This window comes from Pelobacter seleniigenes DSM 18267 (assembly GCF_000711225.1).
In the GTDB taxonomy this organism is placed as follows: Bacteria; Desulfobacterota; Desulfuromonadia; order Desulfuromonadales; family Geopsychrobacteraceae; genus Seleniibacterium; species Seleniibacterium seleniigenes.
Map to the genome: position 1 here is coordinate 244,838 of NZ_JOMG01000002.1, position 23,682 is coordinate 268,519.

Below are 23,682 nucleotides of genomic sequence, written 5' to 3' on the forward strand. Positions count from 1 at the left end.
GTCAACTGAATCTTTATTGCTCACGGACGAGGCCGTTCAAATTCCGCCCGGGGTCGTCGCATCGCTGCCGACCGAGCCGATCCCACTCATGGAGAAGCTGAGCATCACCGAACGATCGTTTTCCCGGTCACGCAATGCCAACCGGACGCTCCAGCATTGCTGACGGTATTCAACGGCAACGATCTGTTCCAGTTTCTGATCCTCGGTAAAATCATAGCGCTGCTGATAGGTCAGATAAACCGGTTTAAGGAAAGACGTACTTAAATTGATGGCCGCATAGTCAACGTCATCCTCACGATTGTATCGATAGCGTGCCGAAACTGAGTTTTCCTGACTATCCGCCCACGTCGCATGAGCCGAAAATTTCTGCCATTGCCCAGCAGCGGTCGCATAGGTCGAATCGGACCCGAAGGAAAAGTGCTCTGTCGGCTGCAGCTTGAGCTCGGTGCGCAGATCGGTAAAGCCACTCCCGTCCGCTTCTTGCCGCAGATCCTGCACCAGCCCCACCCGCAGGTAGATCAGCTCCCGCACATAACTCTCCTGTTCCGGTGTGGAAAAACTGCCGGTCAGGCGTTGCACCAGGGCGTACTCAAGATTGTTTTCCGGGTCGATGCGGTCGAAATCGTCGAACTCCGGCAGATCGGATTGATCGACATCAGGGATATAGCTGTAGGTCACTTCCGGGAACAGCGAATGGCGCAGGGTTGTTCCAAAGGCAGTATACCCCCGTTCCAAAGCTGTTGTTGCCAGCTTGGTGGAAAATTCCACCAGGCCGGCATCGGTTGCGGTCGAATCGTCACTCAACCCCCAGTAGTAACGCTGCCGCCAAGCCAATTCCGGCGCCAGGTCCAATACTTTGGCCAACGGGATATGGGCGGACAGGGCCGGGCGGGCCATCAGCCGTTCACCCCGCAACCCTTCTTCGCGCCAGAAATGGCTGTACTCGGTGGTGAAATCATAGAAGAAGACCGATTCGCCGAACCGTTGCCGGGTGGTATCAAAGGTGACCCGCGGCAACAGTTGCAGGGTGGTCTTGTCGTCGGTCTGCAGATCCTTGGTGTATTTGAACAGGCCAACCAGGCTGTAGCGGTCCCAATGTCTGGTCAGAAACAGCCTGGACTGAACCTGATCCTTGTTATACTCCCCCGCAGCCCCTCCGAAATCCTTAAAGTAGTCATTATCGTTGACATATTCGGTGTCGGCGACAAGCCGTACCGCACCCGGAAGCATGCCGTCATGACGCCACTTCAGGGCATAACGCTGCTCATTGACCTTGACCCCGTCGACCTGATCGACGTTGATGTGATAGGCCCTGGCTTCCCCGGCATTGCCACCGCCGAAGATATAACGATACTCCAGACCTTTTCCCAATCCCATCTTCGAAAGGTAGTCGAGATAGAGAGTGGCATCCTGGTTGATGCCGAGGACCTGATAATAGGCAGCACTGTATTGGAAGCCACGGCTATCCGAGTATCCCACCCCGGGAATCAGCAACCCCGATTCCCGGTCGGTCTTGGCCGGATAGATCATATAGGGGAAATAGGCAGAAGGAATGTTCTTTAGATAAAAAACCGTGTTCCGCGCCCGGGCGTAACCACCGAGGGTCAAATCGACTTGGCTGGCACCGAATTTCCAGGAAGGGACATCCCCGTCACAGGTGGTAAAGGTGCCATCGTAAATTCGATAATCAGACACTCCCAGCCGTTCGATTGTTTTGCCGTAAACATGCAGGTTCTGTTGGGGCAAGAAGAAATGACCGTTTTCAACAACCCCGGTCCCCTGCAGCAGGTTGTAGTGGACCTTGCGCCCGGAAAGGACCTCATCCGGGGAAATCAGCCTGACATCGCCTTCGGCTTCGAGGTCACCGCTGGTCTGATTCCACTGCAGTTTCTGGCTGTAAACTTCGAAATCCCCCTGGATCAGGCTGACGTCGCCGGAAGCGCGATAGAGCCCGGTTTCCCGATCATAACTCAGCTGATCCGCCTCCAGGCGAATCGGCGCCCCTTCCTTACCGAGCTGACTGAAATCGGCAGCAACGACCGGAATCGGCAGCAGCAAAACAAGAATCAGCAGTAAACGCAGCAGCATCGCTTCACTATTCCATCACAGTCAAATAACAATCGGTAAGGTATCGGTATCCGCAACCAACTCAGTTCGCACCGCGGCAATCAAAAACAGGGAACCGGCGACCAGGATGGTGTCCTCGGGGCGCCGCTGTTGCCGAGCCGCACTCAGTGCTTCAGCCGGGGTTGGGTACTGATCTGCCACAATACCCGACTCCTCGGCCTGTTGCATCAATTTTTCCGGGTCAACCGCCGCAACATCAGGCGGCCGGGTCAGATAAATCCGCGCGACAAAAGGCAACAACCGGGCCAGCATCTGCTCCGCCTGTTTATCGGCCTTGCAACCGAACACCAGATGCAGTCCGCGCAGCTGCTGTTGCTGCAAATAAGCGGTCAACACTTCAACCCCGGCCTGATTATGCGCACCGTCAAGGAGAATCCGCTCGGCCAGCCACTCCAGTCGTCCGGGCCAGCAGACGTGTTCCAGCCCGGCCCGCAGGGTCGAAGCGGCAAGCTTGCCGAGCTGGTCGGCGAGCAAAGCAACAGCCGCAGCGGCCAGGGCCAGGTTATTAAACTGATGAATTCCGGGCAGACGCGGCCTGACCTCGCGGAGCTCCAGCCCGGGCCCCACCAGGGTCAGGCTCGAATCGTCTGCAACAGTGACCTGATAATCCTGACCGAGCATGAAAAACGGGCAGCCGAGGACCGCGGCCCGCTGCCGTAGCAGTTCTTCGACGGCCGCTTCCTGCGGAGCGCAGAGCACCGGCACACCAGCTTTAAAAATTCCCGCTTTCTCGGCAGCGATGGATTGCAGGTCCGGCCCCAGGTAGCCGGCGTGGTCCAGGGCGATCGGGGTGATGACACACAGCTCCGGGTTCACCACATTGGTGGCGTCAAGCCGGCCACCCATCCCGGTCTCGAGGATCGCCCAGGGGGTCTGATGACGCTGAAAACTGAGCAACGCCATAGCTGTGGTGAATTCGAAGAAAGTAATCCCCAAATCCTGAGCATGAGGGCGCAGTTCGTCGATCAGCGCGACCGCTTCCGCCGCGTCGATCTGCCGGGTATCAATCCGGATCCGTTCGGTAAAATGGTGCAGGTGGGGTGAGGTATAGAGGCCGGCGGAAATTCCGGCCTGCTGAAAAATACTCGCCAGCGCGGCGGAGGTCGAACCTTTACCGTTGGTTCCGGCAATGTGAATGATCCGCATTGCCTGCTGGGGTTCACCGAGCCGCGTCAGCAGCTTACGGATATTGTCGAGACCTAACTTGATCCCGAATAGCTGCAGCCCATACAGGTAATCGAGGCTTTCCCGGTAACGGTCAGACATCACGATCAGTTTTTGGTGAAAATGCGCAGAATCCCGGACAGGCGCGCTTTCATCTCCTTGCGTGGGACAATCATATCGATCATGCCATGTTCGAGCAGATATTCCGAACGCTGAAAGCCTTCCGGCAGCTGCTGGCGGATGGTCTGTTCAATAACACGGGGCCCGGCAAAGCCGATCAACGCCCGGGGCTCGGCGATGTTGAGATCCCCGAGCATGGCGAAACTTGCCGTAACACCGCCGGTGGTCGGATCGGTCAGCACCGAAATAAAGGGAACTCCGGCCGCTTTCAGTTTGGCCAGGGCCGCACTGGTCTTGGCCATCTGCATCAGCGACAGAATGCTTTCCTGCATGCGTGCTCCTCCGGACGAGGAGAACACCAGCACCGGCGCATTGGTTTCCAGGCCTTTTTCAATGGCACGGGTAATTTTTTCCCCGACCACCGAGCCCATACTGCCCCCCATAAAGGAGAAGTCGAAGACCGCGACCACAACCGGCAACCCATCAAGCAGCCCTTCCCCGCAAATGACGGCATCGCCGTCGCCCGCTTTTTTCAGGGCGGCCTTGATCCGTTCCTTGTAGCGCTTGGAATCCTTGAATTCGAGGAAATCGACGGAGCGCATGTTCGCGTCCATTTCGACAAAAGTCCCTTCATCGATGACCAGGCTGATCCGTTCTCTGGCACCGATCCGGAAATGGTAGTCACATTTGGGACAGACGTTCAGGTTCCGCTCAATTTCCCTGGCGTAAATAATTTCCTGACAGTTTTTACATTTGGTCCAGACCCCTTCGGGAACATGGACATTCTTTTTTTCAACCGATGTGGTTACAGCATTTTTTTTACGAAACCAGACCATGGAGCATCCTTTTTGTTTCACCTGATTCTGTCTCAGGTGAGCAGCGTCGCCGGGTCACCGACCGATTCGAGTCAGGCGGTCCTGTTCACCAGCCCCTGTTTTAAATTTGAAGTAAATTCCGCAACACGTGGTAACAGTTCCGTACTCTGGGCATAGGTCTCTATAATTCTAACCAGTGCGCTGCCAACCACAACACCATCGGCAAATTCGCCGACGCTGGCAGCATCTTCCGCCGTGGTGATACCGAAACCGACCCCCACCGGCACTGCGGTCATGGTTTTGAGTTCTTCGACGGCAGCGCGGATATCGGCTGGCGAAATTTTCTGCGCGCCGGTTACGCCGGTCATGGAAACATAATAAATATACCCCTGTGCGGCAGCAGCCAGTTGCCGCATCCGCTCCCGCGGAGTGGTCGGTGCCAGCAGGGTGATCAGAGCCAACCCGGCGGCTTGCACCGCGGCACTGATTTCGCCCACTTCTTCCGGCGGCAGATCGACCAGTAGCAGAGCATCGACTCCGGCACGGGCGGCGTCCTGCGCAAAGCGCTCGGCACCATAACGAAAAACGGGATTGTAATAGCCCATCAGCACCAGCGGAATCGAGGTTTCGCGGCGCACCGCGGCGACCAGTTCGAGGATTTTCACCAGGGTCGTACCACCCGCCAGCGCGCGTTCGGAAGCCGCCTGAATGGTGGGGCCATCAGCCATGGGGTCGGAAAACGGGACGCCAAGTTCAATCAGGTCCGCGCCCGCATCAGCCAGCACCTTGATCAGTTCAGCGGTGGTTGGCAGGTCCGGATCCCCGGCGGTAATGAAGGGAATCAGGGCCTTATCCCCGCGCTCCTGCAATTTTTTGAAAACATCATCTATTCGTGACATGAATTTGTCTTTAAATCCCATACGGGTCGTTAGCAAGCCGTTGAAAACTCCATTCCGGGATTTTCTCAACAACCGATCAGACGGAACAGGCCAAAAAGAGCCAGCTTAACGATTCCACAGGCTCTTTTCAATCCTTTTCTAACTCTCCTTTTTTTCGGAGTCTCCGGACGCGCCGCCGCCGGCCTGCCCGGCTCCACCGCCGGATTTTCCTTTTTTGGAGCGCCGCCGCGGCCGCCGCTTGCGAGGCGTTGCTTTTTTCTCGCCGGCACTCGGTAAGGGTTTCTTACGCCGGGGTGCGGCGCGTTTGAAATCAAAACAGAAGTCCTCATCCAGCGGCATGGTACTGGGAATCCTGAAGCCGAGATAGTCCTCGATTTCCTCGATGACGTAGACGGTCTCTTCATCGGCAAAGCTGATCGCCCTCCCGCTGGCTCCGGCCCTGGCGGTCCGGCCGATACGGTGGACGTAGTCTTCGCGGTCCTGCGGCAGATCATAGTTGATGACATGGGTGACGTTGTCGACATGAATCCCGCGGGAAGCAACATCCGTCGCCACCAGATGAGTCAGGCTGCCGAGCTTGAACTGATCCAGAATCCGCATGCGCTTTTTCTGGGGGATGTCTCCCGAAAGGACTGCACTGGCAATATCATTGGCCTGCAACAGGGCATTCAGCCGTTCCGCCTCGACCTTGGTATTGACAAACAGCATCACCCGTTCGACATCCGGATCCTGTTTCAGCAAACCGAGCAGCAGGGCAAATTTTTCATGGCGGCCGACGTGATAGAGGATTTGATCGATATTGTCTGCAGCGACCTGCTTGGGAGCGATTTCGACTCGTTCCGCCAGGTCCATGAATTCGTAGGCCAATTCCATGACCTGGGTGGAGAGGGTGGCGGAAAACAGCATGGTCTGCCGACTTTCAAAGGGGGGCAGTTTCCGCAACAGGTACCGCAGGTCCTTGATAAATCCCATATCGAACATCCGGTCGGCCTCGTCAATGACCAGGGCCTCGACCTGTTTCAGGGAGAACACGTGCTGCTTGTAATAGTCGATCAGGCGACCCGGGGTGGCAACGATGATATCGACCCCGTCGCGGAGCGCCTGACGCTGTTTTTCGTAATCGACGCCGCCGAAAATCGGCTGCACCTTGAGGCCGGTAAACTGTCCCAGGATCTCCGCATCGGCGCAGATCTGCACCACCAGCTCCCGGGTCGGAGCCATGACCAGCGCCCGCGGATTGCTGCCGGTGCCGGTTTCACTTTTCAGCAGCCGGCAGAACAGCGAGATCAGGAAGGCGGCGGTTTTGCCGGTGCCGGTCTGGGCCTGGGCAGCGACATCCTTACCGTTCAGGGCCAGGGGAATCGATTCCTGCTGCACCGGGGTCAGGGATTCGAATCCGGCCGCCACGACACCTTTTTGCACGGATTCGGGAAGTTGTAGTTCACTGAATTTCATTATAATTGCACTTTCATCGCATCGGCGACTGTATGAATATCTTTATCCCCGCGCCCGGACAGGCAGACCAGAATGATCTGCTCCTTGCTCAGGGTGGGGGCCAATTTCATGACCTGGGCCACGGCATGTGCACTCTCCAGGGCCGGGATAATCCCCTCGACCCGGGTCAGTTTCTGAAATGCGTCCAGGGCTTCCTGATCGGTAACCGAGACATATTCGGCCCGTTCAATATCGTGCAGCAGCGCATGCTCCGGCCCCACTCCCGGGTAATCGAGCCCCGCGGAGATAGAGTGGGCATGCTGGATCTGCCCGTCATCGTCCTGCAGCAGGTAGGTCTTGTTGCCATGCAGCACCCCGGGCAACCCGGCCGAGATCGATGCCGCATGCTTGCCGGTTTCGACTCCGAATCCGGCCGCTTCAACCCCGAGCAAGTGGACCCCTTTGTCCTCAATGAAGGGATAAAACAGCCCCATGGCGTTGGAGCCGCCGCCGATACAGGCCACGGCAACGTCCGGCAGCCGTCCTTCCGCTTCCTGCAGCTGCTGCTTGGCTTCCTTGCCGATAACCGCCTGGAAGTCACGAACCATCATCGGGTAGGGATGAGGACCGGCGACGGTCCCGATGACATAGAAGGTGTCGCGGACATGGGTCACCCAGTGGCGCAGAGCGTCGTTCATGGCGTCCTTGAGGGTGGCGGTGCCACTGGTGACCTCAGTCACCTTGGCCCCGAGCAACTTCATCCGGAAGACATTGAGGGACTGGCGACGGATGTCCTCCTTGCCCATGAAGATTTCGCACTCCATGCCGAACAGGGCGGCCACGGTGGCGGTGGCAACGCCATGCTGTCCGGCCCCGGTTTCGGCGATGACCTTGTTCTTGCCCATGCGCCGGGCAAGCAGAATCTGGCCGACGGTGTTATTAACCTTGTGGGCGCCGGTATGGTTCAAGTCCTCGCGCTTCAGATAAATTTTGGCGCCGCCCAGTTCTTCACTAAGCCGCTTGGCATAGTACAGGGGGCTGGGCCGGCCGACATAATTCTTCAAATAGTATTCGAATTCCCGATAAAATTCCGGGTCCTGGCGCACTCCGGCATAGGCCTGCTCCAGTTCCAAAAGAGCCGGCATCAGGGTTTCGGCGACATAGCGCCCGCCATAGAGACCGAAGTGACCGCGTTGGTCCGGGTACTGATAACTCATGCTTTCCTCACCTGCTGTATGAATTCATTGATTTTCTGGACATCTTTACGCCCCGGGGACTCCTCAACTCCGCTGGAGACATCAACCGCGTAAGGGCGGACAGTTTGTATCGCCGCAGCGACATTGGCCGGGTTCAGACCACCGGCCAGCACCAGCGGTTGCCGGCAGCCGAGGCGCCGGACCAGTTCCCAGTCAAAAGAGTGACCGGTGCCGCCGTAGGCATCGTCACTCCAGGCATCAAGCAACAACGCGGCGACCGGATAATCTTCGGCCCCCTGCAATGACGCGGCATCCCTGACGCGCAGCGCCTTCATAACCCGAAACGGTGCAATGATGCAATCCTGTGCGCTTTCATCACCGTGCAACTGGACCAGGTTGAGCCGGGCCAGGGTCATGATCTCTCTGATCCGCGCCGCCGGGCTGTTGACAAAGAGTCCGACCGTGGTCACAAAAGGGGGCAGCGCTTCGACGATCCGCGCCACCTGCTCCGGCGCAACATAGCGGGGACTCTGCTCATAAAAGACAAACCCCAGGGCATCGGCCCCGGCCGCCACCGCTGCACAGGCATCGGCGCGATTGGTGATGCCGCATATTTTGACTCTGGTGTCGGCCACGCAATCCCCTTCAGCAATCCCCTTCAGCAGTCCACTTTGGGCAGCTGCTGTAATGACTGTTCCACCGCCGCGCTGGAATAGGCGTAATTTTCCAACTCCCCGGCAAAGAAGGCGTCATAAGCCGCCATATCGACATGCCCATGACCGGAAAGATTGAACAGAATGGTTTTCTCCCGCCCCTCTTCCTTGGCCTGCAGCGCTTCGTCCATGGCTGCCCGGATGGCATGGGACGATTCCGGGGCCGGGATAATCCCTTCAGCCCGGGCGAAATCGACCGCAGCCTGAAAACATTCCACCTGCCCGACCGCTCGGGCTTCGATCAACCCGGCATCCAGCAATTGCGAAACCAGCGGCGCGGCGCCGTGATAGCGCAAACCGCCGGCATGAATTCCGGGGGGCATGAAATCATGGCCCAGGGTATACATTTTGGAGATCGGCGCCATTTTGGCCGTATCGCCATAGTCAAAATCGTACACGCCTTTGGTCAGGGTCGGACAGGACAGAGGCTCCACCGCGACAATGCGCAAATCCTTGCCGGCGGCCTTGTCGGCCAGGAACGGAAAAGCCAACCCGGCGAAATTTGAACCGCCACCGTGGCAACCGATGACCACATCCGGAAAGTCTCCGGCCAAAGCCATCTGCTCACGAGCTTCCAATCCGATAACGGTCTGGTGCAGGCAGACATGATTGAGCACACTGCCGAGACAGTAACGGGTGTCCTCGTGACTGGCGGCGTCTTCCACCGCTTCGCTGATGGCAATCCCCAGCGACCCGTTGCTGTCCGGATCGCGGGCCAGAATCGCCCGGCCAGCCGCGGTCTGGGAGGACGGCGACGGCACCACTTCGGCTCCCCACAACTGCATCATGCTTTTCCGGTAGGGCTTCTGCCGATAGGAGACGCTGACCATGTAGACCGTGCATTCAAGACCGAACATCTGGCAGGCCAGGGCAATGGACGAGCCCCATTGGCCAGCGCCGGTTTCACTGGCAATCCGCCTGGTCCCGGCGATTTTATTGTAGTAGGCTTGGGGTATGGCGGTGTTCGGCTTATGACTGCCGGCCGGGGAAACCCCTTCATATTTATAGTAGATCCGGGCCGGTGTCTGCAGCAACTGCTCCAGGCGCCGCGCCCGAAACAGGGGAGCGGGACGCCATTGGGCCAGAATCTGCCGGACCTCGTCCGGAATAGTGATCCAACGCTCGGTCGAGACTTCCTGTTCGATCAGGCCCGGTGGAAACAGCGGCAGCAGATCATCCGCAGTGACCGGCTGCAACGTCCCTGGGTGAATCACCGGCGCCAGTGGCCCCGGCAGATCCGGGATGATGTTATACCACTGTTGCGGAATCCGGTCCTCAGGTAGAAGATACTTGATCTGCTTCATATGCGGTTCCCTTCTTCATCCGTATACCGATCCCGGACCTCGTCAGGACGGGGCCGAGCCGGGTCCTGGTTCAACAGCCGGTCAGCAATGCTGTCAGCTTGGCGCCGATATCCTCTTCTTTCATCAGGCTTTCGCCGACCAGAAAAGCACCGGCACCGGCCTGCTGCAAGCGTTCGATGTCCGCCCGCGTGTGAATCCCGCTCTCCGCCACGGCCAGCTGGTGTCTCGGGATACGGCCCGCCAGCCGCTCGGTCACGCCGAGATCAGTGACAAAAGTGCGCAGATCGCGATTATTGATCCCGATCAGTTCCACCGGAACCCGCAGCGCCCGTTCCAACTCGGCCTCATCGTGGACTTCGAGCAGCACGTCGAGGCGCAGCTCTTGCGCCAGGGCGGCCAGTTCATTAAGCTGAACATCATCCAGGGCGGCGGCGATCAGCAAAATCGCATCCGCCCCACCGACCCGGGCCTCGTAAACCTGGTAGGGATCAATGATAAAATCCTTGCGCAGCAGCGGCAGCGAGACCTGCTCGCGAATCAGCCCGAGAAAACGCAGATGACCATGGAAATAGTGCTGGTCCGTGAGCACGGACAGGCAGGTGGCGCCGTAATTCTGATAAATCTCCGCAATCTCCAGCGGATCGAAATCCGCGCGGATAATCCCTTTGGATGGGGAACCTTTCTTCACTTCAGTGATCAGGGCGGTCCCCCCCGATTCGGCCATGCTGCGCAGAGCCCGGGCAAAGCCGCGCGGCTGATCTTCCAGGTCGCCGACCCGGGCAGCCAGTTCGGTCATGGTTTCACGGCTTTTGGCGGCCGCGACTTCGTCCCGTTTGGTGGCTAAAATCCGTTCAAGTATCATTGATTGGTCATCCGTACCAGTTCATCCAGCGTCGCTTTGGCTCCGCCGCTGTCAAGGGCCGCACTGGCCAGCTCGATGCCGGCGTCGACATCTCCAGCGAGGCCGGCGGCAACCAGGGCGTAACTGCTGTTCAGTACGACAATATCCCGCTTCGGACCACGCTCGCCGGTCAGAATGGCGTTGACGATCCGGGCATTTTCTTCCGCATCCCCGCCCTGCAGCTCCTCCAGCCGACAGCGCCGGAAACCGAACTGTTCCGGCTCGATGGATTGCACTTCGACGGTATTGCCGCTGATAGCAGCGACCAGGGTCGGCCCGGTCAAGGTGATTTCATCCATCCCATCATTACCATGGACCACAAAGCCCCGCCGACACCCAAGATTCAACAGGACCTTGGCCAGCGGCTCAACCAGGTCCTTACGGAACACTCCGAGCACCTGGCGATTGGCTCCGGCCGGGTTGGTCAAAGGCCCGAGGATATTGAAAATAGTGCGGATACCGATCTCGCGGCGTGGCCCGATGGCGTATTTCATAGCCCCGTGCAGAGCCGGAGCAAACAGGAACCCGACACCAATCTTTTCGATGCATTCAGAAACCTGCTCCGGCGCGATATCCAGCTTCACCCCGAGCTTTTCCAGAACATCGGCACTGCCGCAGGATGAAGACACACTGCGGTTGCCGTGTTTAGCCACCTTGCCGCCGCAGGCTGCCACGACCAGAGCGACCGTGGTCGAAATATTGAAACTGCGGGTTCCGCTACCGCCGGTCCCGCAGGTGTCCAGAATCGTTTCCCGATCCAGGTTGATGTCATCGCGATCAATATCAACCACATCGCCCACCCGAATCGGCGTCGCCCGGGAGCGCATCACCCTGGCGGCACCGACGATTTCAGGGATGGTTTCCCCTTTCATCCGTAGCGCGGTCATGAAGGCGCCGATCTGCGCCGGGGTCGCCTCTCCGCCCATGATCTGATCCATGGCATCGATCATTTCCAGCTCAGTGAGGTCCTGGCGTTCCACCAGCTTGGCAATGGCTTCCTTGATCATCTTGCAAGTCTCCATGTGTTAATGGCTGTTTTCAGATGAATGAACCTGGTCAGCCCCGGTCCCCAAATAGTCGAAAGCGTCTCGGCCAGAAACCAAACGCCTTGAAGCGGCCATCTTGATCCCGTCGTATCTCGGCAACAGCCACCGTTTCCCGTGCAGAGAAAAGTTACGACTCTGTGGCTCCAGCACGTGGGGAGAGCAGCAATACGCCGCTACGAACAGGGTTTACAGGATCGAGCGCCTCAGAATAACAATCTCAACCTGAAAAATCACCAATAATCATTAAATCGCCATCTTCGCACCTGTTCGCGCTCCGGACAGGACCGGCCGTGATGCACGAAACAACCAACAGGGGACAGAAAGCTTCCACAGCGGCGGACTGAACGAAAGAGGCGAGAAAAAACAGGGAAAAGGGCCGTTTCCAATCTGAAAACTTATGCGTTGACATCCAGAGTTTCCGGACGCCAACTCTTTAGCCGGCGAACTGGGTCAGTTTCCGTTCCGGGTTAAGCCGAGTTTTCTGCCGTTCCAGCCACTCCAGCAGATCACTGGCGTGCAATGGTTTCTCGAAAATCCGGCAGCCGAGCCGCTCGGCCAGTTCCCGCTCTTCACAACTCCAGGTGCCGGACATGACCGCCTTGTTCTGCAGTGCTCCCTTGCAGCCCCGAAGGCTCTGTTCGGCAATAAAATCAAGCCCGCTGACATGGGGCATCCGATTGTCGGTCAGCAGAAAATCACCGCACGCATCATCATGGGGGCAGGGATCGCCCACACTGGAATAGACCGGACAAACGGTCGGATCGGAGAAGGCAACAACTTCGTAACCATGCTGTTCAAGCAGCAAGGTCAGGAAATTGCGGCAGGAATCATCATCCTCGATTATGATTATCCGTGGCTTCATAAGAATTCATCCCTTTGACGACAGGTTTGGTCCGGCGGGCAGCTGATAACAAACCGGCTAAACCCATGGCAGGACAAACAAAACCGGGTACAAACAGCTTGCTTATTGATTTTGTCAGGCAGAAAAAACTCTTTTTTCTGCCCTGCCGGAACAGAATCCTGCTATGGATTTTTCCAATAACCTGATGGCCGGCAATTGACGACGCCAGATTCATAACACATGATAGCACAATATGGAATAGCTACCCTATCGCCTGTCCGTCGGAACCGGATCCGGTCCCGGCAGTCGGCCACGCGCCAGGACAAGATAACCCAGCAGCCCGCCAACGACACCCCCGGCATGACAGGCCACAATCGGCTGACCAATCTCCCCCAGATGCAACCAGCCAAGAAAGGCGCGACCGCTCTGCAACTCCCAGAGCACCTTGGTCAGCAGGCCACAGAACAAGACCGCCCCGCAGCCGCGCTGGCGGCGGTCGGGCAACATTTCCAGCAGGCTGACCGCGGCTAGGCCATGGGCAACTCCGGACAGTCCGCACAGTCCGAACTGCTCCAGCTGTGCGGACCCGACCAACGGCAGGGCCAGGCTTCCGGCAGCACTCGCCAGCACCAGCAGCAAACGCCGCCCGGGCCGCGTTTCATTCAGGCCGGAATAAAGCAGGAGAAAGGCAGTCCCATCAATAAACAGATGATAACGGCTGACATGTACCCACGGCCAGCTCAGCAGCCGCCACCACTGGCCTGCAGCAACCTCGGCCGGATCAAAAATCAGCCCGCTCGCGGGAACCCCGGTCACCAGCAAGCCGAGGTTGGGCAGAATCAGCAGGGCGCACCAGCCAACCATCATCCACCGGGCCGCTGACAGCTCGATTCGCAACAGTTTCCGGTCGGGCCGGACTTTGGGCTCAATAAACATCGACATCACTATCTCCTTATCCGAGCGGAGCAGGCAGAGCAGCAACCGCTCTGCCTGCCGGACTCACCACGGTCACTGTTGTTTACGCCGCTTTAACCAGGCCACCAGAGGCACCACCAGCAAACCGACCGGGCCACTACCGATTCCCGGGGCGGGGCGATTGCCAAAAGCCCCTTGTGAATTTCCCTCGGTCGAGGCGGCCGTGGTATCGACCCGGTAACTGGTGACCGGCTGTGCAGCACGCTGCTGCTGGGCAGCCCGTTCCCGCTGGACCCGTTCGGCGTTGTGCTGTTGCAGACCTTCCCGTTCCAGCACGCCATCATTGACCACCAGCATCGAGGTGTAATCGGTGACCAGGGAATAACGCAGCCCCAACTCGGTGATCTGCTGGCGCAGCGCTTCGTTTTCCCCCTCGTCGCGCACCTGGGTCATCAACTCATCGATTTTGGCCAGCGCCCAGATCCGTTCCAACTCAGGATTGTCTCGATCGATTTCAGGCAGAACCGCCCGGGTCTGCCACTGCTGTTGTTGGTCGGAAATCTTCCCGCGCAGGCGAATAGTGACCTCTCCCGAACCCTGATAGCGGCCGAGCTGCACCAGCTGCTGACCAAGATAAAGGTTGCCCGGTTGTTGCGGCGTCAGATCGGTCACCCGCTCGCCGTCGATAACGATTTCGACATCATGCAGGTTCTGGTGCAGCACTTTCGACTTTGCCTGTAGCAGCCGGCCGCTGATATCGTCGGCTGTGGAGATGTTCATGGCAAAGCCGCCGGACTCCTTGGCCAACCGTTCCAGGAGCGGCTGGTTGGCGCTGTTGCCGATGACCATGGTAAACAGGCGTATGTCATATTTTCTCAACAGCTCCAGAAAATCCCGCTGTTCGGTCTGGCCGACATTGGCAACCCCGTCGGTCACCAGGATCACCCCGGTGGTCCGATCATTATCAAGCTTGCGATAAGCCTGCTCGAGCCCGGCGAACAGGTTGGTCCCGCCGCCGGACGGAAGAGCCTTGACCCGGTCGCTCCACTGGCGGACCTGCTCGGGGTCAGCAGCAACATAACCGCTGGTCAGCTCCTGGGCGCTGTTGTTGAAGGTGATGATGCGGAACCGGTCAGCCGGGCGCATGGCCGCAAGTACGCGACTGACGCCAGCGGTCAGGGTCGCGATCTTGTGCCCGCCCATGCTGCCGGAAGTATCGAGGACAAAGGTCCAGTCCACCCCCTCCGCAATCGGCTGCAGATCAGCCGCCGGCGTGACCACCAGCATGAAAGTGCCGGGTTCTTCCCGTTGCGCCTTGTAAGGGATCAGTTCGATCCGGGCCGGAACCTGATCGTCAAGGCGGTAGTAGAAAACGATATCCCGCCCCAGGTCGCTCCCTTCGGGACGGTCGATAGTCACGTCGATGAGCGTGCCGCCCCCCTCGTCAGCGGCTACGGTGCTGACCACGGCCTCCTTGTCGAGACCGGGCAGACGCACATCCTTGATGGGAAAAGCGGACTTGAGCTGCAGATGAAAACTGAACGGCCCGCTCACCCGGTCGTCAACCGACCAGAAAGCGATCCGCTGATCATCGACATTCCCTTCCGCCAGGGGGTACAGGTAACGGCCGACATTCTGATCGATGTCCAGCGGCTGATAATAGACCAGCCGTACCCGGATCTCGCTCTGCGCCGGGATATTGCCGACCCGGACATCGAAGGCCTTATAATCATGCTGTTCCGCCAGGGCGACCTGCTGCCCCTGGGCCTGCTGTTCCGCATAAATCTTTCGAGCCTGGACCTTCTCTACCACCTCGCCGAGAATTTCCCGGCCCGCGACCCAGAGTGACAGCTCCGACAGGCTCGCCTGCTTCGGCAGCGGAAAGGAGTAGATCCCTTCAATCGGGCTGGTGCCGCTATTGGCAAAGACCTGGTCGACCTCGGTACGGACAAAGCCGTTGTTGATGGTGACCTCGACCCGGTGGGAGCGGATCCCCAGTGCGGCATCAGCGCCCGCCCCGATCGGTTTCAGCAAGCCGGCCGCCCACCCCGGGTTGCCACATAGCGCGACCATGATGAGGGTTAACAACGGGATGCGGATTCGCTTCATAGTGTGTTTGATGATGCTGAACATCAGCTGGCCTCCTGTTCATGAATGGGTTTCCCATTCCAATCGCAGGAGCTGTGCCAGTTTGGATGATAGAGGATAACACCCTTATTTCACAATAATTTGTCCTGAAAAACGGAGGTACTGGCCAGGCGGTGAAAAACTAATTCTGGCATTTTGTGTCGAAGCGCAGTACATTTTATGCATGAGCGTGATAGAAAAACTCACTTCCGAAGAGCGCCGTTTTTTCGAACTGGTCAGCGCCGCTGCATTCAGCAATCCCTTCGGCGCAGAACGCGATCGACTGGACGAGCAACTGGCCGGACTGACCGGCGGGTCGCGCCCGCAGTTGCAGGCCGCCATCGCGTCGGTGCGAGAACGCATCCGGACCCTACAAAGCGTCGGCAAGGCCAACCTGCCCCTGTACGCTCCCGAGGATCGCAAAGCTCTCGCCCTGGGCCTGCTGTTCGAGCAGTTTCACCTGTATATTGACCAGTTTGACCGTTTGATCCAAGAGCAGATCAAGGCAGGGGACGAACCTTGTGCGGTGCCGTTTTCGGGGGAGTTGCTGACGCGCCTGCGGGAGTTCGGCTTCAAGGCCGACGAAGCACGCCACTACTTTGCCTTTTTCTACCAGCTGCGGAGAGCCTTTTTCTTCATCAGCCAACTGGCCGGGACCAGTCCATCCATGTGCCAGCTGCGCTGCAATCTCTGGAATAATATCTTTACCCACCAGGCGCAGCGCTATGAATCGGCCCTGTGGGACCGGATGGAGGATTTTTCCACCCTGCTGCTAGGTGAGACCGGAACCGGCAAAGGGGCAGCAGCGGCGGCGATCGGTCGCTCGGGCTATATCCCCTTTGATCCAAAAACCGCCCGCTTTGCCGAGAGCTTTACCCGTAACTTCATCGCTATCAACCTGTCCCAGTTTCCGGAGAATCTCATCGAGTCGGAATTGTTCGGGCATAAAAAAGGCGCCTTTACCGGCGCGGTGGACAATCATCAGGGAATCCTCGCCCGCTGTGTCCCCCATGGAGCGATTTTTCTCGACGAAATCGGCGACGTGACCGTGCCGGTCCAGATCAAACTGCTCAAGGTGCTGCAGGAACGCAGCTTCAGCCCGGTCGGCAGTCATGTCAACAAACCGTTTCGCGGCCGGATCATCGCCGCGACCAACCGCCCCTTGGCTGAATTGCGCCGCCAGGGCAGTTTTCGGGACGACTTCTACTACCGACTCTGTTCCGATGTTATCGAGGTTCCACCCCTGCGCCAACAGCTCGCCGAAGATCCCGCCTCCCTGGAGCCCCTGTTGAAAAGCGTGCTGCAGCGGATTCTCGGCCAGGCCGAGCCCGATCAGGTGCGGGACATTCGCAGCGCTCTGCAGCAACATTTACCCAGCAACTACCCGTGGCCCGGCAATGTCCGCGAACTGGAACAGGCGATCCGCCGCACTCTGCTCTCCGGCCGCTACACGGGCGATCCCTTCGCCACCCCCACCGCCCAGGAGAGCCTGCCGACCCTGGTCGCAGCAGGAGAGCTGAGCGCCCGGCAACTATTGTCCCACTATTGCCGCCAGCTGCACCAACGCTACGGCAGCTATGAAGAAGTGGCCCGCAGAACCGGCCTCGACCGCCGCACCGTCAAGAAACATATCCAGGATCAGGACTGATCGGCGCCCCTCCCCCAAAATAACTTTACGGTGCTTCGCTCAGGAGCGCCTGACCGCCAGTGCCACATTGGCAACAAAGATCAGCAAAGCCCCGCACCAGCCGGCCAGGGTCAGGGCGGGTTCGGCGATCAGCAGCGGTCCGAGGATAGCGGCCAGCAGAATTCTGGTCGAGGAGATGATCGAACCTTCCACCGCCGTGACATACAAAAACCCGTAGGTGATCAGATACTGGCCGAGAATCCCGGCCAGGGCGCAGCTGCCCAGAAAGAACAACTCCGTGGCATCGGGCAGAAAAATCGCCTGATGGAACAGACTGAAGATCAGCACCGAGCCCAGCCCGAACATGAAGAACAGAATGGTCTGCGAATCATGATGGCGGCGGCTGACATTCAGGTAAATCATCGCCACCGCCGCGGAGATCCCGGAACCCAGCCCCCACAGATTGGCCACCCCGAAGTGAAAATCATCCGGGGCAAGGACCATCCAGATCCCGACAAAGGCCATCACGACAATGCCCATGGTCACGGGATCGCGCTGCCCGCGCAGAAAAAACCACGAGAACACGGCAACGAATAGCGGATAGGTCATATTGAGGATATTGGCCTCGGCGAGCGACCCCATATCCACGGCTTTGAAGAAGCAGAACACCGCGATACTGTTGGCCACGGCTCGGCCGATCAGCAGCTGATACTTGCGTGGCTTAATACGTTGTTGCTGCAGCGCCATGGTCGCCGCGACAATGACAAACCCGAGCAGAAAACGGGCAAAGACGAAATAAGCCGAATCGATGACCACATAGCTTTTTGCCAGGCGGATGATCAGGGTGGCCAGATAGAAAAAAAATGCGGAACAGAAAATAGCGAACCAGCCAACCAGCTGACGGGACAGCTGGGGCCGGGCAAAACGAACCCGAGCATTCATGTGAGATATCTTTCAGAAGAAAAGAGGATATGATTTTTATAACGAAATCGGTCCGGAAAAGAAAGCCCGATCAGTCCCGGTGCTCGGACCAGCCGGCCTGGTATACTGAAAACAAGCCAGGCTGCCAAACAGAGCGAGGGCTCGTGGCAGGTGCCCGCCTCACCGCCATCGAACAGCCCGGCCGCAGGGCAGCATGGCTACAAATTCATGCGAAAGGAGCATCAGCAATGAAACATGTCGTCCTGACCGGAGCCAATCGGGGAATTGGCCTGGCCCTGGCCAAACATTATCAGCAGGAAGGCTGGCGGGTCACCGGGGTGTGCCGGGAATCCTCCCCCCAACTTGACAAAGTTGCCAGCCAGGTGATCTCCCCCATTGATGTGACCGACCCGGCCAGCGTCGCCCGCCTGGTCAGCGCCCTGCACGGGCAGACCATCGATCTGCTCATCAACAATGCCGGCGTCATGCAGAATGAAGTTCTGGGCAGCATCGACTTCGATTCCCTGCGCCTGCAGATGGAAGTCAATGCCTTTGCCCCGCTGCGGGTCAGCGAGGCGCTGCTGCCGAACCTGCGCAACGGCAGCAAGATTGCCAACATCACCAGCCGTATGGGGTCGATTGCCGACAACGATTCCGGCGGCCGCTACGGTTACCGGGCTTCAAAAGCCGCCTTCAACGCCTTAGGCCGCTCCCTGGCCATGGACCTGAAACAGCGCGGCATCGCCGTCGCCCAACTGCATCCGGGGTTTGTCAAAACCCGCATGGTCAACTATGGCGGCATGATTGAACCGGAGGAGTCCGCAGCAGGGTTGGTGGCAAGAATCGCCTCCCTCAACCTGGATAACAGTGGCTCTTTCTGGCACAGCAATGGGGAAGAACTCCCATGGTGAAATGAACAAAGAATGACCGCTCGGGGATTCCCGGTGGGAGGGAACGACAAACACTTCCGCATGGTCTATCCGGTTGCTGAAGAAGTCCATCCCTGGCCATTTCCAAACCCGGCGGAGAAAAGCGCGCTGTCCTGAATGTCGCTTGTTTAAGCAACTTTGCAGTAAACTCGGGACTGTCCCCAGGGTCATCGGGGGCTGTCCCAAGAGTTTGCGGGCCATGAAAGCCGTAGCGGTTAGCACCGCAAAGACCTGGGACAGCCCCCGTGCGGGGACAGTCCCGGTTTTGCTGCCAGCGACTCTTAAACCAGTGTCCCGTACGGTTAGTTCTCTATTCCAATTTCGGTCCTTTTTGCCGCTGTCTACGTTCTGCCTTCTCGGCTTAACCTAGTTTTCATCCGGAAACGGCCCTTTTCCGCTGTGGCGGTGTCAATCTGCGGGTTTTCTTGTGCGGCGTAAAGGACTACGCCTCCGCGCATCCCCTTGATGTCCTTGCCACAACGAAAAATTGCTCGTTTCCAATCTGAAAACTTAGCCGTTGCCCTTCGGAGTTTCCGGATGGCAACTAGCCTAAGCTAGGCTTGCTGCGGCCCGCCTTGACAGCAACAAAAATGACTCAAAATTAATACAAATAATTAACCGAACGGGACACTAGCGCCATTCAGCGCTGTCCTCCACCTTACAAAATCAATGATTCTGAAAGGCGTGATTGATTTTGATCGCCCAGCCATGGGCTCGGCAGGCTGCTAACAGCCTGCTATAATGGAAGTACAGCCATAACCAGCCTTGATTGGAGGTAAGTTATGATTACTATTTCCTTGAACAGCAAAGAAAAAGAGATCCTGGAGCAGACCCTGTCCGCCAGCCTGGATCGGTTGCATGACGAAATCTATCATACCGATTCCACTGAATACCGTGATCGCCTGAAAGAGCGCAAAGAGGTGCTGCAAAAAATCCAGGGGCAGCTCCAATAGCAGAGGGAACGGCCCACCCACCCTTGCCCGGCAATTGCCGCTTTCGAATCACCGGCTTGGCTGCAAAGCGGTTTTGCCGTGGCAAGGAAGAACCACCTTTGAAAAGCCGCTGCACAGAACCGCCGGCGAAACGCTCAGTCATTGATTTTGTGCGGGGTGGGAAAGCGCAATTTCCCGCGCCATACCTGAAAAATTCCCTGGAGTTCCCCCTGATAGAGCCACGCCGCGATCATCGCGGTCAACGGTGCCACCATGACCAGGCCGATACTGCCGACCAGGGTCCGAAAGATTTCCGCCGCCACCATTTTGAAATTAAGAATCCGCACCAACGAAGTATCCTTGGAAACAAACAGCATCAACATGGTCAGATAACCACCGGAATAAGCCAACAGCAGGGTTGTCGTCATGGTGCCGACCACCGCCCGGCCGACATTGAAGCCGGACCGAAGCAGGGCGGTCAGGCTGATGTCCGGCTTGGCCTGTTTAACCTCATACATGGCTGCCGCCACATCCATGGCAATATCCATGGCCGCACCGGACGCCCCGATCACCACCGCGGCATAAAAGATCTCCCGCATATCCAGATTATAATGACCGGAAAGAACCAGCGTTGGGGCGAATGGAGCCGTCATGCCATTGACCTGGAGCAGGTCGCCAAACAGCAGAGTCAGCAGCAAAGTCACCGCCAACCCGGCCAAGGTTCCAAAGGTTGCTGCAACTGCTTTGCGGGACCAGCCCCCAACCAGGAAAATAATCACCGCCGTCAGCAAGGTCAGCGTCACCCCGGTCAGGATCAGGGGGTTCTGTCCGGCCAGCAGACCGGGCAGCAGATACTTCCAGAGAATCGCCACACTGGCGATGAAACTGAGCAGCGCCTTGAACCCGACCGTTCCGGCATAAAGCAAGAGCAGCAGCACAAACAGCCCGAACAGCCGGGCTTCGCCCCCCTGCCGGTACTGGCTGATGGTTTTCGCATAGCTGATGTGCCCCTGGGCGACACGTGCAGCGATCACTGCGGTGTCGCCCGGGCTGTACATTTCGTCGATTTCCAGAGACCCGATCAGGGAATTGTCCGCCTCGACAACCTCCCCTTTATGACTGCCGCCAGTTACCAGCAGGGTCACTTGCTGGCTGCCGAGATGACCGACGCTGGAGCGAATGACCTCGGCGTTGTCGACGGCGGTCACGACCCCGCACAATTCAAGGGCCTGATCGTCCTGAGCAGGGGCTTCTCCCCTGCTGAACCAGGCCGCCCCCATGGCCATCAGCAGAAGCACCATCAGCCCCAAGCTTGCTTTGTGCAGTTTTGTTCTTTTTCTTTTTGTCATTGCTTTTACCAACAGGGCGCAGCGGATCGTTCCGCTGCGCCCTGCCCTTTTCTGATCAGCAAAATGTCGCGCTTTTTTTCATTACTGCGCCATGGCCACCTGCACATCGCTGAGCTGGAAATGCAGTAGATCAGCCAAGGTCCTGGCGATTTCGGTGTTGTCTTTAAAGCCCATGAACTGCATGGCCCCGACCCCGACGGCGCCCATGGGAATCTGTGTGCCGGTATGGGCAAAGGTCGTCCACTCAACATTGGCGCGTTCGCTGAGGATATGCGCGACAGCCACCTGGGTCGGCGAATAGGACCCATAGAGAGCAGCATCTTTGGCACCGGTGTCCTGCTGTTTGGCGGCAGCGATCAGCCGTTGTTTCTCGACCGGGGTCATATCGGCCAGGCCGAAGCGCTCGGCAACGATGCGCAGATAGGCATCGACATCGCCGGTGTAAACCTTATCCATGACATCTTCGATGGAGGCTTTGGTTGCCTGCACCGCAGTCATTTTCAGGAAATAGTTTTTGGCAAACCCCAGCCCCAGGCCACCGGTTTCATGGTCGCCGACCAGAACAATCAGGGTCTCTTCCGGGTATTGCTGATAAAATTTCAGCGCGACCTTGACGGCATCATCCAGAGCCAGGGTGTCATAGATCGAACCGGCGATATCGTTGGCGTGACAGGCGTGGTCGATACGCCCCGCCTCGACCATGAAGAAGAACGGCTGGTGATGACTCTGCAGCACCTCGATCCCCTTCTCCACCATCGCGGACAATGCCGGAGACTGACTGTCTTGAGCGTTGATCCGGTCGAGTTCATAAGGCATGTGCGAATAGTTTAACGCCGCAAAAACCTTGGCGTTGGCCTGCGGCTTATACGCCAGGAAAGACCCCGCAGCCTGTTCCCCGACAAAGGTCTGATAACCGCTGTCGGCCATTTCCATGACCAGGTCTCGCGAATCTTTGCGTTTTGATTTGAACGCGCCCCCCTGTTTGACGAAATGACGGAAACCGCCGCCGACCAGGTAATCGACGCCGCTGTCCGCCATATCGGCAGCAATCTCATTTTCCGCATCGCGGGAGATGTTGTGCGCGGCAAAAACCGCCGGGGTGGCATGAGTCAGCCGGGTGGTGGTCGCGATTCCGGTGGCCCAACCCTGTTCCCGGGCGGCTTCCATCAGGCTTTTGACGACCCGGCCGTCAGGGAGTTCGCTGATGATGCCGTTATTGGTTTTATATCCGGTCGCCAAAGCGGTTCCGGCCGCGGCAGAATCGGTGACCAGAGTGTCGCTGGAATAGGTGGTATTGATCCCGACCACCGGCATCTGGTTCATGGCCAGCTTCAGGCGGGGATTGGCGGCAACCTGCTGGGCATAATATTCAGCGACCTGCCGCTGCGAGGCCCCAAGTCCGTCACCGATGAAATAAAAGACATACTTCGGTGTCGCGGCTAACAGCTGACCGGCTCCGAGCAACAACAACAGCGATGCTAACAATAGAATTTTTAACCGTTTCATCAACCTAACCTCCCTGAAAATACCTGGATGCAATGAGAGAACCTTCCGAACTGACCGTGCTTTATACGCAGTGAATACCCCACAGGTTAGGCTGGGGTTAGCATATCAATAAAAAACGGTGTAAAGATGTCCCGGCCCCTCGCTCGGCGCAAAGAAGAACCCATTCCTTGTTTCTGGGCTTGACAGAAAAATCTCAACCGGTATAATCGCGACCAATTTTGTAATATTTTACCCTATGAAGGAGTTGCTCCAATGAAGAGATTTGTCTGTACGATTTGTGGTTATGTTCATGAAGGGGACTGTGCACCGGCGGAATGTCCGCAATGCAAGGCTCCAGCGGCTAAATTCACCGCACAGGATGCCGGCGCTGCCCTGCAGTGGGCCGACGAACACCGCATTGGCGTTGCCAAAGATGTTGATCCGGAAATCATCGAAGGCCTGAAAATGAACTTCACCGGCGAGTGCACCGAAGTCGGCATGTACCTGGCCATGAGTCGCCAGGCTGACCGTGAAGGCTACCCGGAAGTCGCCGAAGCCTACAAGCGGATCGCCTGGGAAGAAGCCGAGCACGCTGCCAAGTTCGCCGAACTGCTGGGCGATGTCCTGGTTGCCGACACTCAGGCTAACCTGCAGGCCCGGGTCGATGCCGAGCATGGCGCCTGTACCGGAAAAAAACAACTAGCCACCCGCGCCAAGGAACTCAACCTTGACGCTATTCATGACACCGTGCATGAAATGTGCAAAGACGAAGCCCGCCACGGCGCCGCTTTTGCCGGCCTGCTCAAGCGTTACTTCGGCAAATAAAGTTATTTCCCG

The 23,682-nt window shown here is 57.9% G+C and carries 20 protein-coding genes; 4 read left to right on the forward strand and 16 right to left on the reverse strand.

All coding sequences use genetic code 11. The annotated features are described in order from the left end of the window. Positions 1–36: 36 nt before the first annotated feature. The 13 genes from N909_RS0103760 to N909_RS0103825 all read right to left on the reverse strand — a co-directional run bounded on the left by N909_RS0103760 (position 37) and on the right by N909_RS0103825 (position 15,608). Positions 37–2,088, reverse strand: coding sequence for an LPS-assembly protein LptD (locus N909_RS0103760; RefSeq protein WP_029911610.1), 2,052 nt, complete (start codon positions 2,086–2,088; stop codon positions 37–39). Between the two features lie 21 nt (positions 2,089–2,109). Further along, positions 2,110–3,393, reverse strand: a complete 1,284-nt coding sequence (locus N909_RS0103765) for a bifunctional folylpolyglutamate synthase/dihydrofolate synthase (RefSeq protein ID WP_029911613.1) — start codon at positions 3,391–3,393, stop codon at positions 2,110–2,112. A gap of 5 nt (positions 3,394–3,398) precedes the next feature. After that, positions 3,399–4,247: an acetyl-CoA carboxylase, carboxyltransferase subunit beta gene (accD, locus tag N909_RS0103770; RefSeq protein WP_029911616.1), complete on the reverse strand. Its 849-nt coding sequence runs from the start codon at positions 4,245–4,247 to the stop codon at positions 3,399–3,401. A gap of 71 nt (positions 4,248–4,318) precedes the next feature. Further along, positions 4,319–5,125: a tryptophan synthase subunit alpha gene (gene trpA / locus N909_RS0103775; RefSeq protein WP_029911619.1), complete on the reverse strand. Its 807-nt coding sequence runs from the start codon at positions 5,123–5,125 to the stop codon at positions 4,319–4,321. A gap of 138 nt (positions 5,126–5,263) precedes the next feature. Next, the gene (locus N909_RS0103780; RefSeq protein WP_051689497.1) at positions 5,264–6,580 is read right to left on the reverse strand and encodes a DEAD/DEAH box helicase; all 1,317 of its coding nucleotides are present in this window, start codon (positions 6,578–6,580) and stop codon (positions 5,264–5,266) included. Next, entirely contained in the window at positions 6,580–7,776 is a 1,197-nt protein-coding gene (gene trpB, locus N909_RS0103785) for a tryptophan synthase subunit beta (protein WP_029911624.1), read from the reverse strand. Before trpB ends, N909_RS0103780 begins: the two co-directional genes overlap by 1 nt. After that, entirely contained in the window at positions 7,773–8,390 is a 618-nt protein-coding gene (locus N909_RS0103790) for a phosphoribosylanthranilate isomerase (protein ID WP_036682859.1), read from the reverse strand. Before N909_RS0103790 ends, trpB begins: the two co-directional genes overlap by 4 nt. Positions 8,391–8,413: 23 nt before the next feature. Further along, a complete protein-coding gene (locus N909_RS0103795) occupies positions 8,414–9,772 on the reverse strand; it encodes a TrpB-like pyridoxal phosphate-dependent enzyme (protein ID WP_029911630.1) in 1,359 nt (452 codons plus the stop codon). A gap of 70 nt (positions 9,773–9,842) precedes the next feature. Beyond that, positions 9,843–10,634, reverse strand: a complete 792-nt coding sequence (gene trpC / locus N909_RS0103800; protein WP_029911633.1) for an indole-3-glycerol phosphate synthase TrpC — start codon at positions 10,632–10,634, stop codon at positions 9,843–9,845. Next, entirely contained in the window at positions 10,631–11,680 is a 1,050-nt protein-coding gene (gene trpD / locus N909_RS0103805; RefSeq protein ID WP_029911636.1) for an anthranilate phosphoribosyltransferase, read from the reverse strand. The genes trpC and trpD overlap by 4 nt, the downstream gene beginning before the upstream one ends. Before the next feature lie 472 nt (positions 11,681–12,152). Further along, entirely contained in the window at positions 12,153–12,581 is a 429-nt protein-coding gene (locus N909_RS0103815; protein WP_029911642.1) for a response regulator, read from the reverse strand. Positions 12,582–12,827: 246 nt separating this feature from the next. After that, a complete protein-coding gene (gene rrtA / locus N909_RS0103820) occupies positions 12,828–13,502 on the reverse strand; it encodes a rhombosortase (protein WP_029911645.1) in 675 nt (224 codons plus the stop codon). 66 nt (positions 13,503–13,568) lie between these two features. After that, positions 13,569–15,608, reverse strand: coding sequence for a VIT domain-containing protein (locus N909_RS0103825; protein ID WP_051689498.1), 2,040 nt, complete (start codon positions 15,606–15,608; stop codon positions 13,569–13,571). Positions 15,609–15,786: 178 nt separating this feature from the next. On the opposite strand from N909_RS0103825, the gene N909_RS0103830 reads away from it, so the two are divergent. After that, the gene (locus N909_RS0103830) at positions 15,787–17,250 is read left to right on the forward strand and encodes a sigma 54-interacting transcriptional regulator (protein WP_029911650.1); all 1,464 of its coding nucleotides are present in this window, start codon (positions 15,787–15,789) and stop codon (positions 17,248–17,250) included. Positions 17,251–17,289: 39 nt separating this feature from the next. On the opposite strand, the gene N909_RS0103835 is transcribed toward N909_RS0103830, so the two are convergent. Beyond that, a complete protein-coding gene (locus N909_RS0103835; RefSeq protein ID WP_029911653.1) occupies positions 17,290–18,171 on the reverse strand; it encodes a DMT family transporter in 882 nt (293 codons plus the stop codon). 227 nt (positions 18,172–18,398) lie between these two features. On the opposite strand from N909_RS0103835, the gene N909_RS0103840 reads away from it, so the two are divergent. Then, positions 18,399–19,061 (forward strand): SDR family oxidoreductase, encoded by a 663-nt coding sequence (locus tag N909_RS0103840; RefSeq protein WP_029911655.1) that lies wholly within the window; start codon positions 18,399–18,401, stop codon positions 19,059–19,061. A gap of 800 nt (positions 19,062–19,861) precedes the next feature. Next, entirely contained in the window at positions 19,862–20,032 is a 171-nt protein-coding gene (locus tag N909_RS25550; protein ID WP_155005858.1) for a hypothetical protein, read from the forward strand. Between the two features lie 134 nt (positions 20,033–20,166). Here N909_RS25550 and N909_RS0103855 read toward each other — a convergent pair whose 3' ends face one another. After that, positions 20,167–21,360, reverse strand: coding sequence for a YibE/F family protein (locus tag N909_RS0103855; protein WP_051689499.1), 1,194 nt, complete (start codon positions 21,358–21,360; stop codon positions 20,167–20,169). An 81-nt stretch (positions 21,361–21,441) separates the two neighbouring features. Continuing rightward, positions 21,442–22,866 carry an alkaline phosphatase gene (locus N909_RS0103865; RefSeq protein ID WP_029911661.1) on the reverse strand — a complete coding sequence of 475 codons (1,425 nt, stop codon included), beginning with the start codon at positions 22,864–22,866 and terminating at the stop codon, positions 21,442–21,444. A gap of 252 nt (positions 22,867–23,118) precedes the next feature. On the opposite strand from N909_RS0103865, the gene N909_RS0103870 reads away from it, so the two are divergent. Beyond that, positions 23,119–23,670, forward strand: a complete 552-nt coding sequence (locus N909_RS0103870) for an NADH peroxidase (RefSeq protein WP_029911665.1) — start codon at positions 23,119–23,121, stop codon at positions 23,668–23,670. The last annotated feature ends 12 nt before the right edge of the window (positions 23,671–23,682 follow it).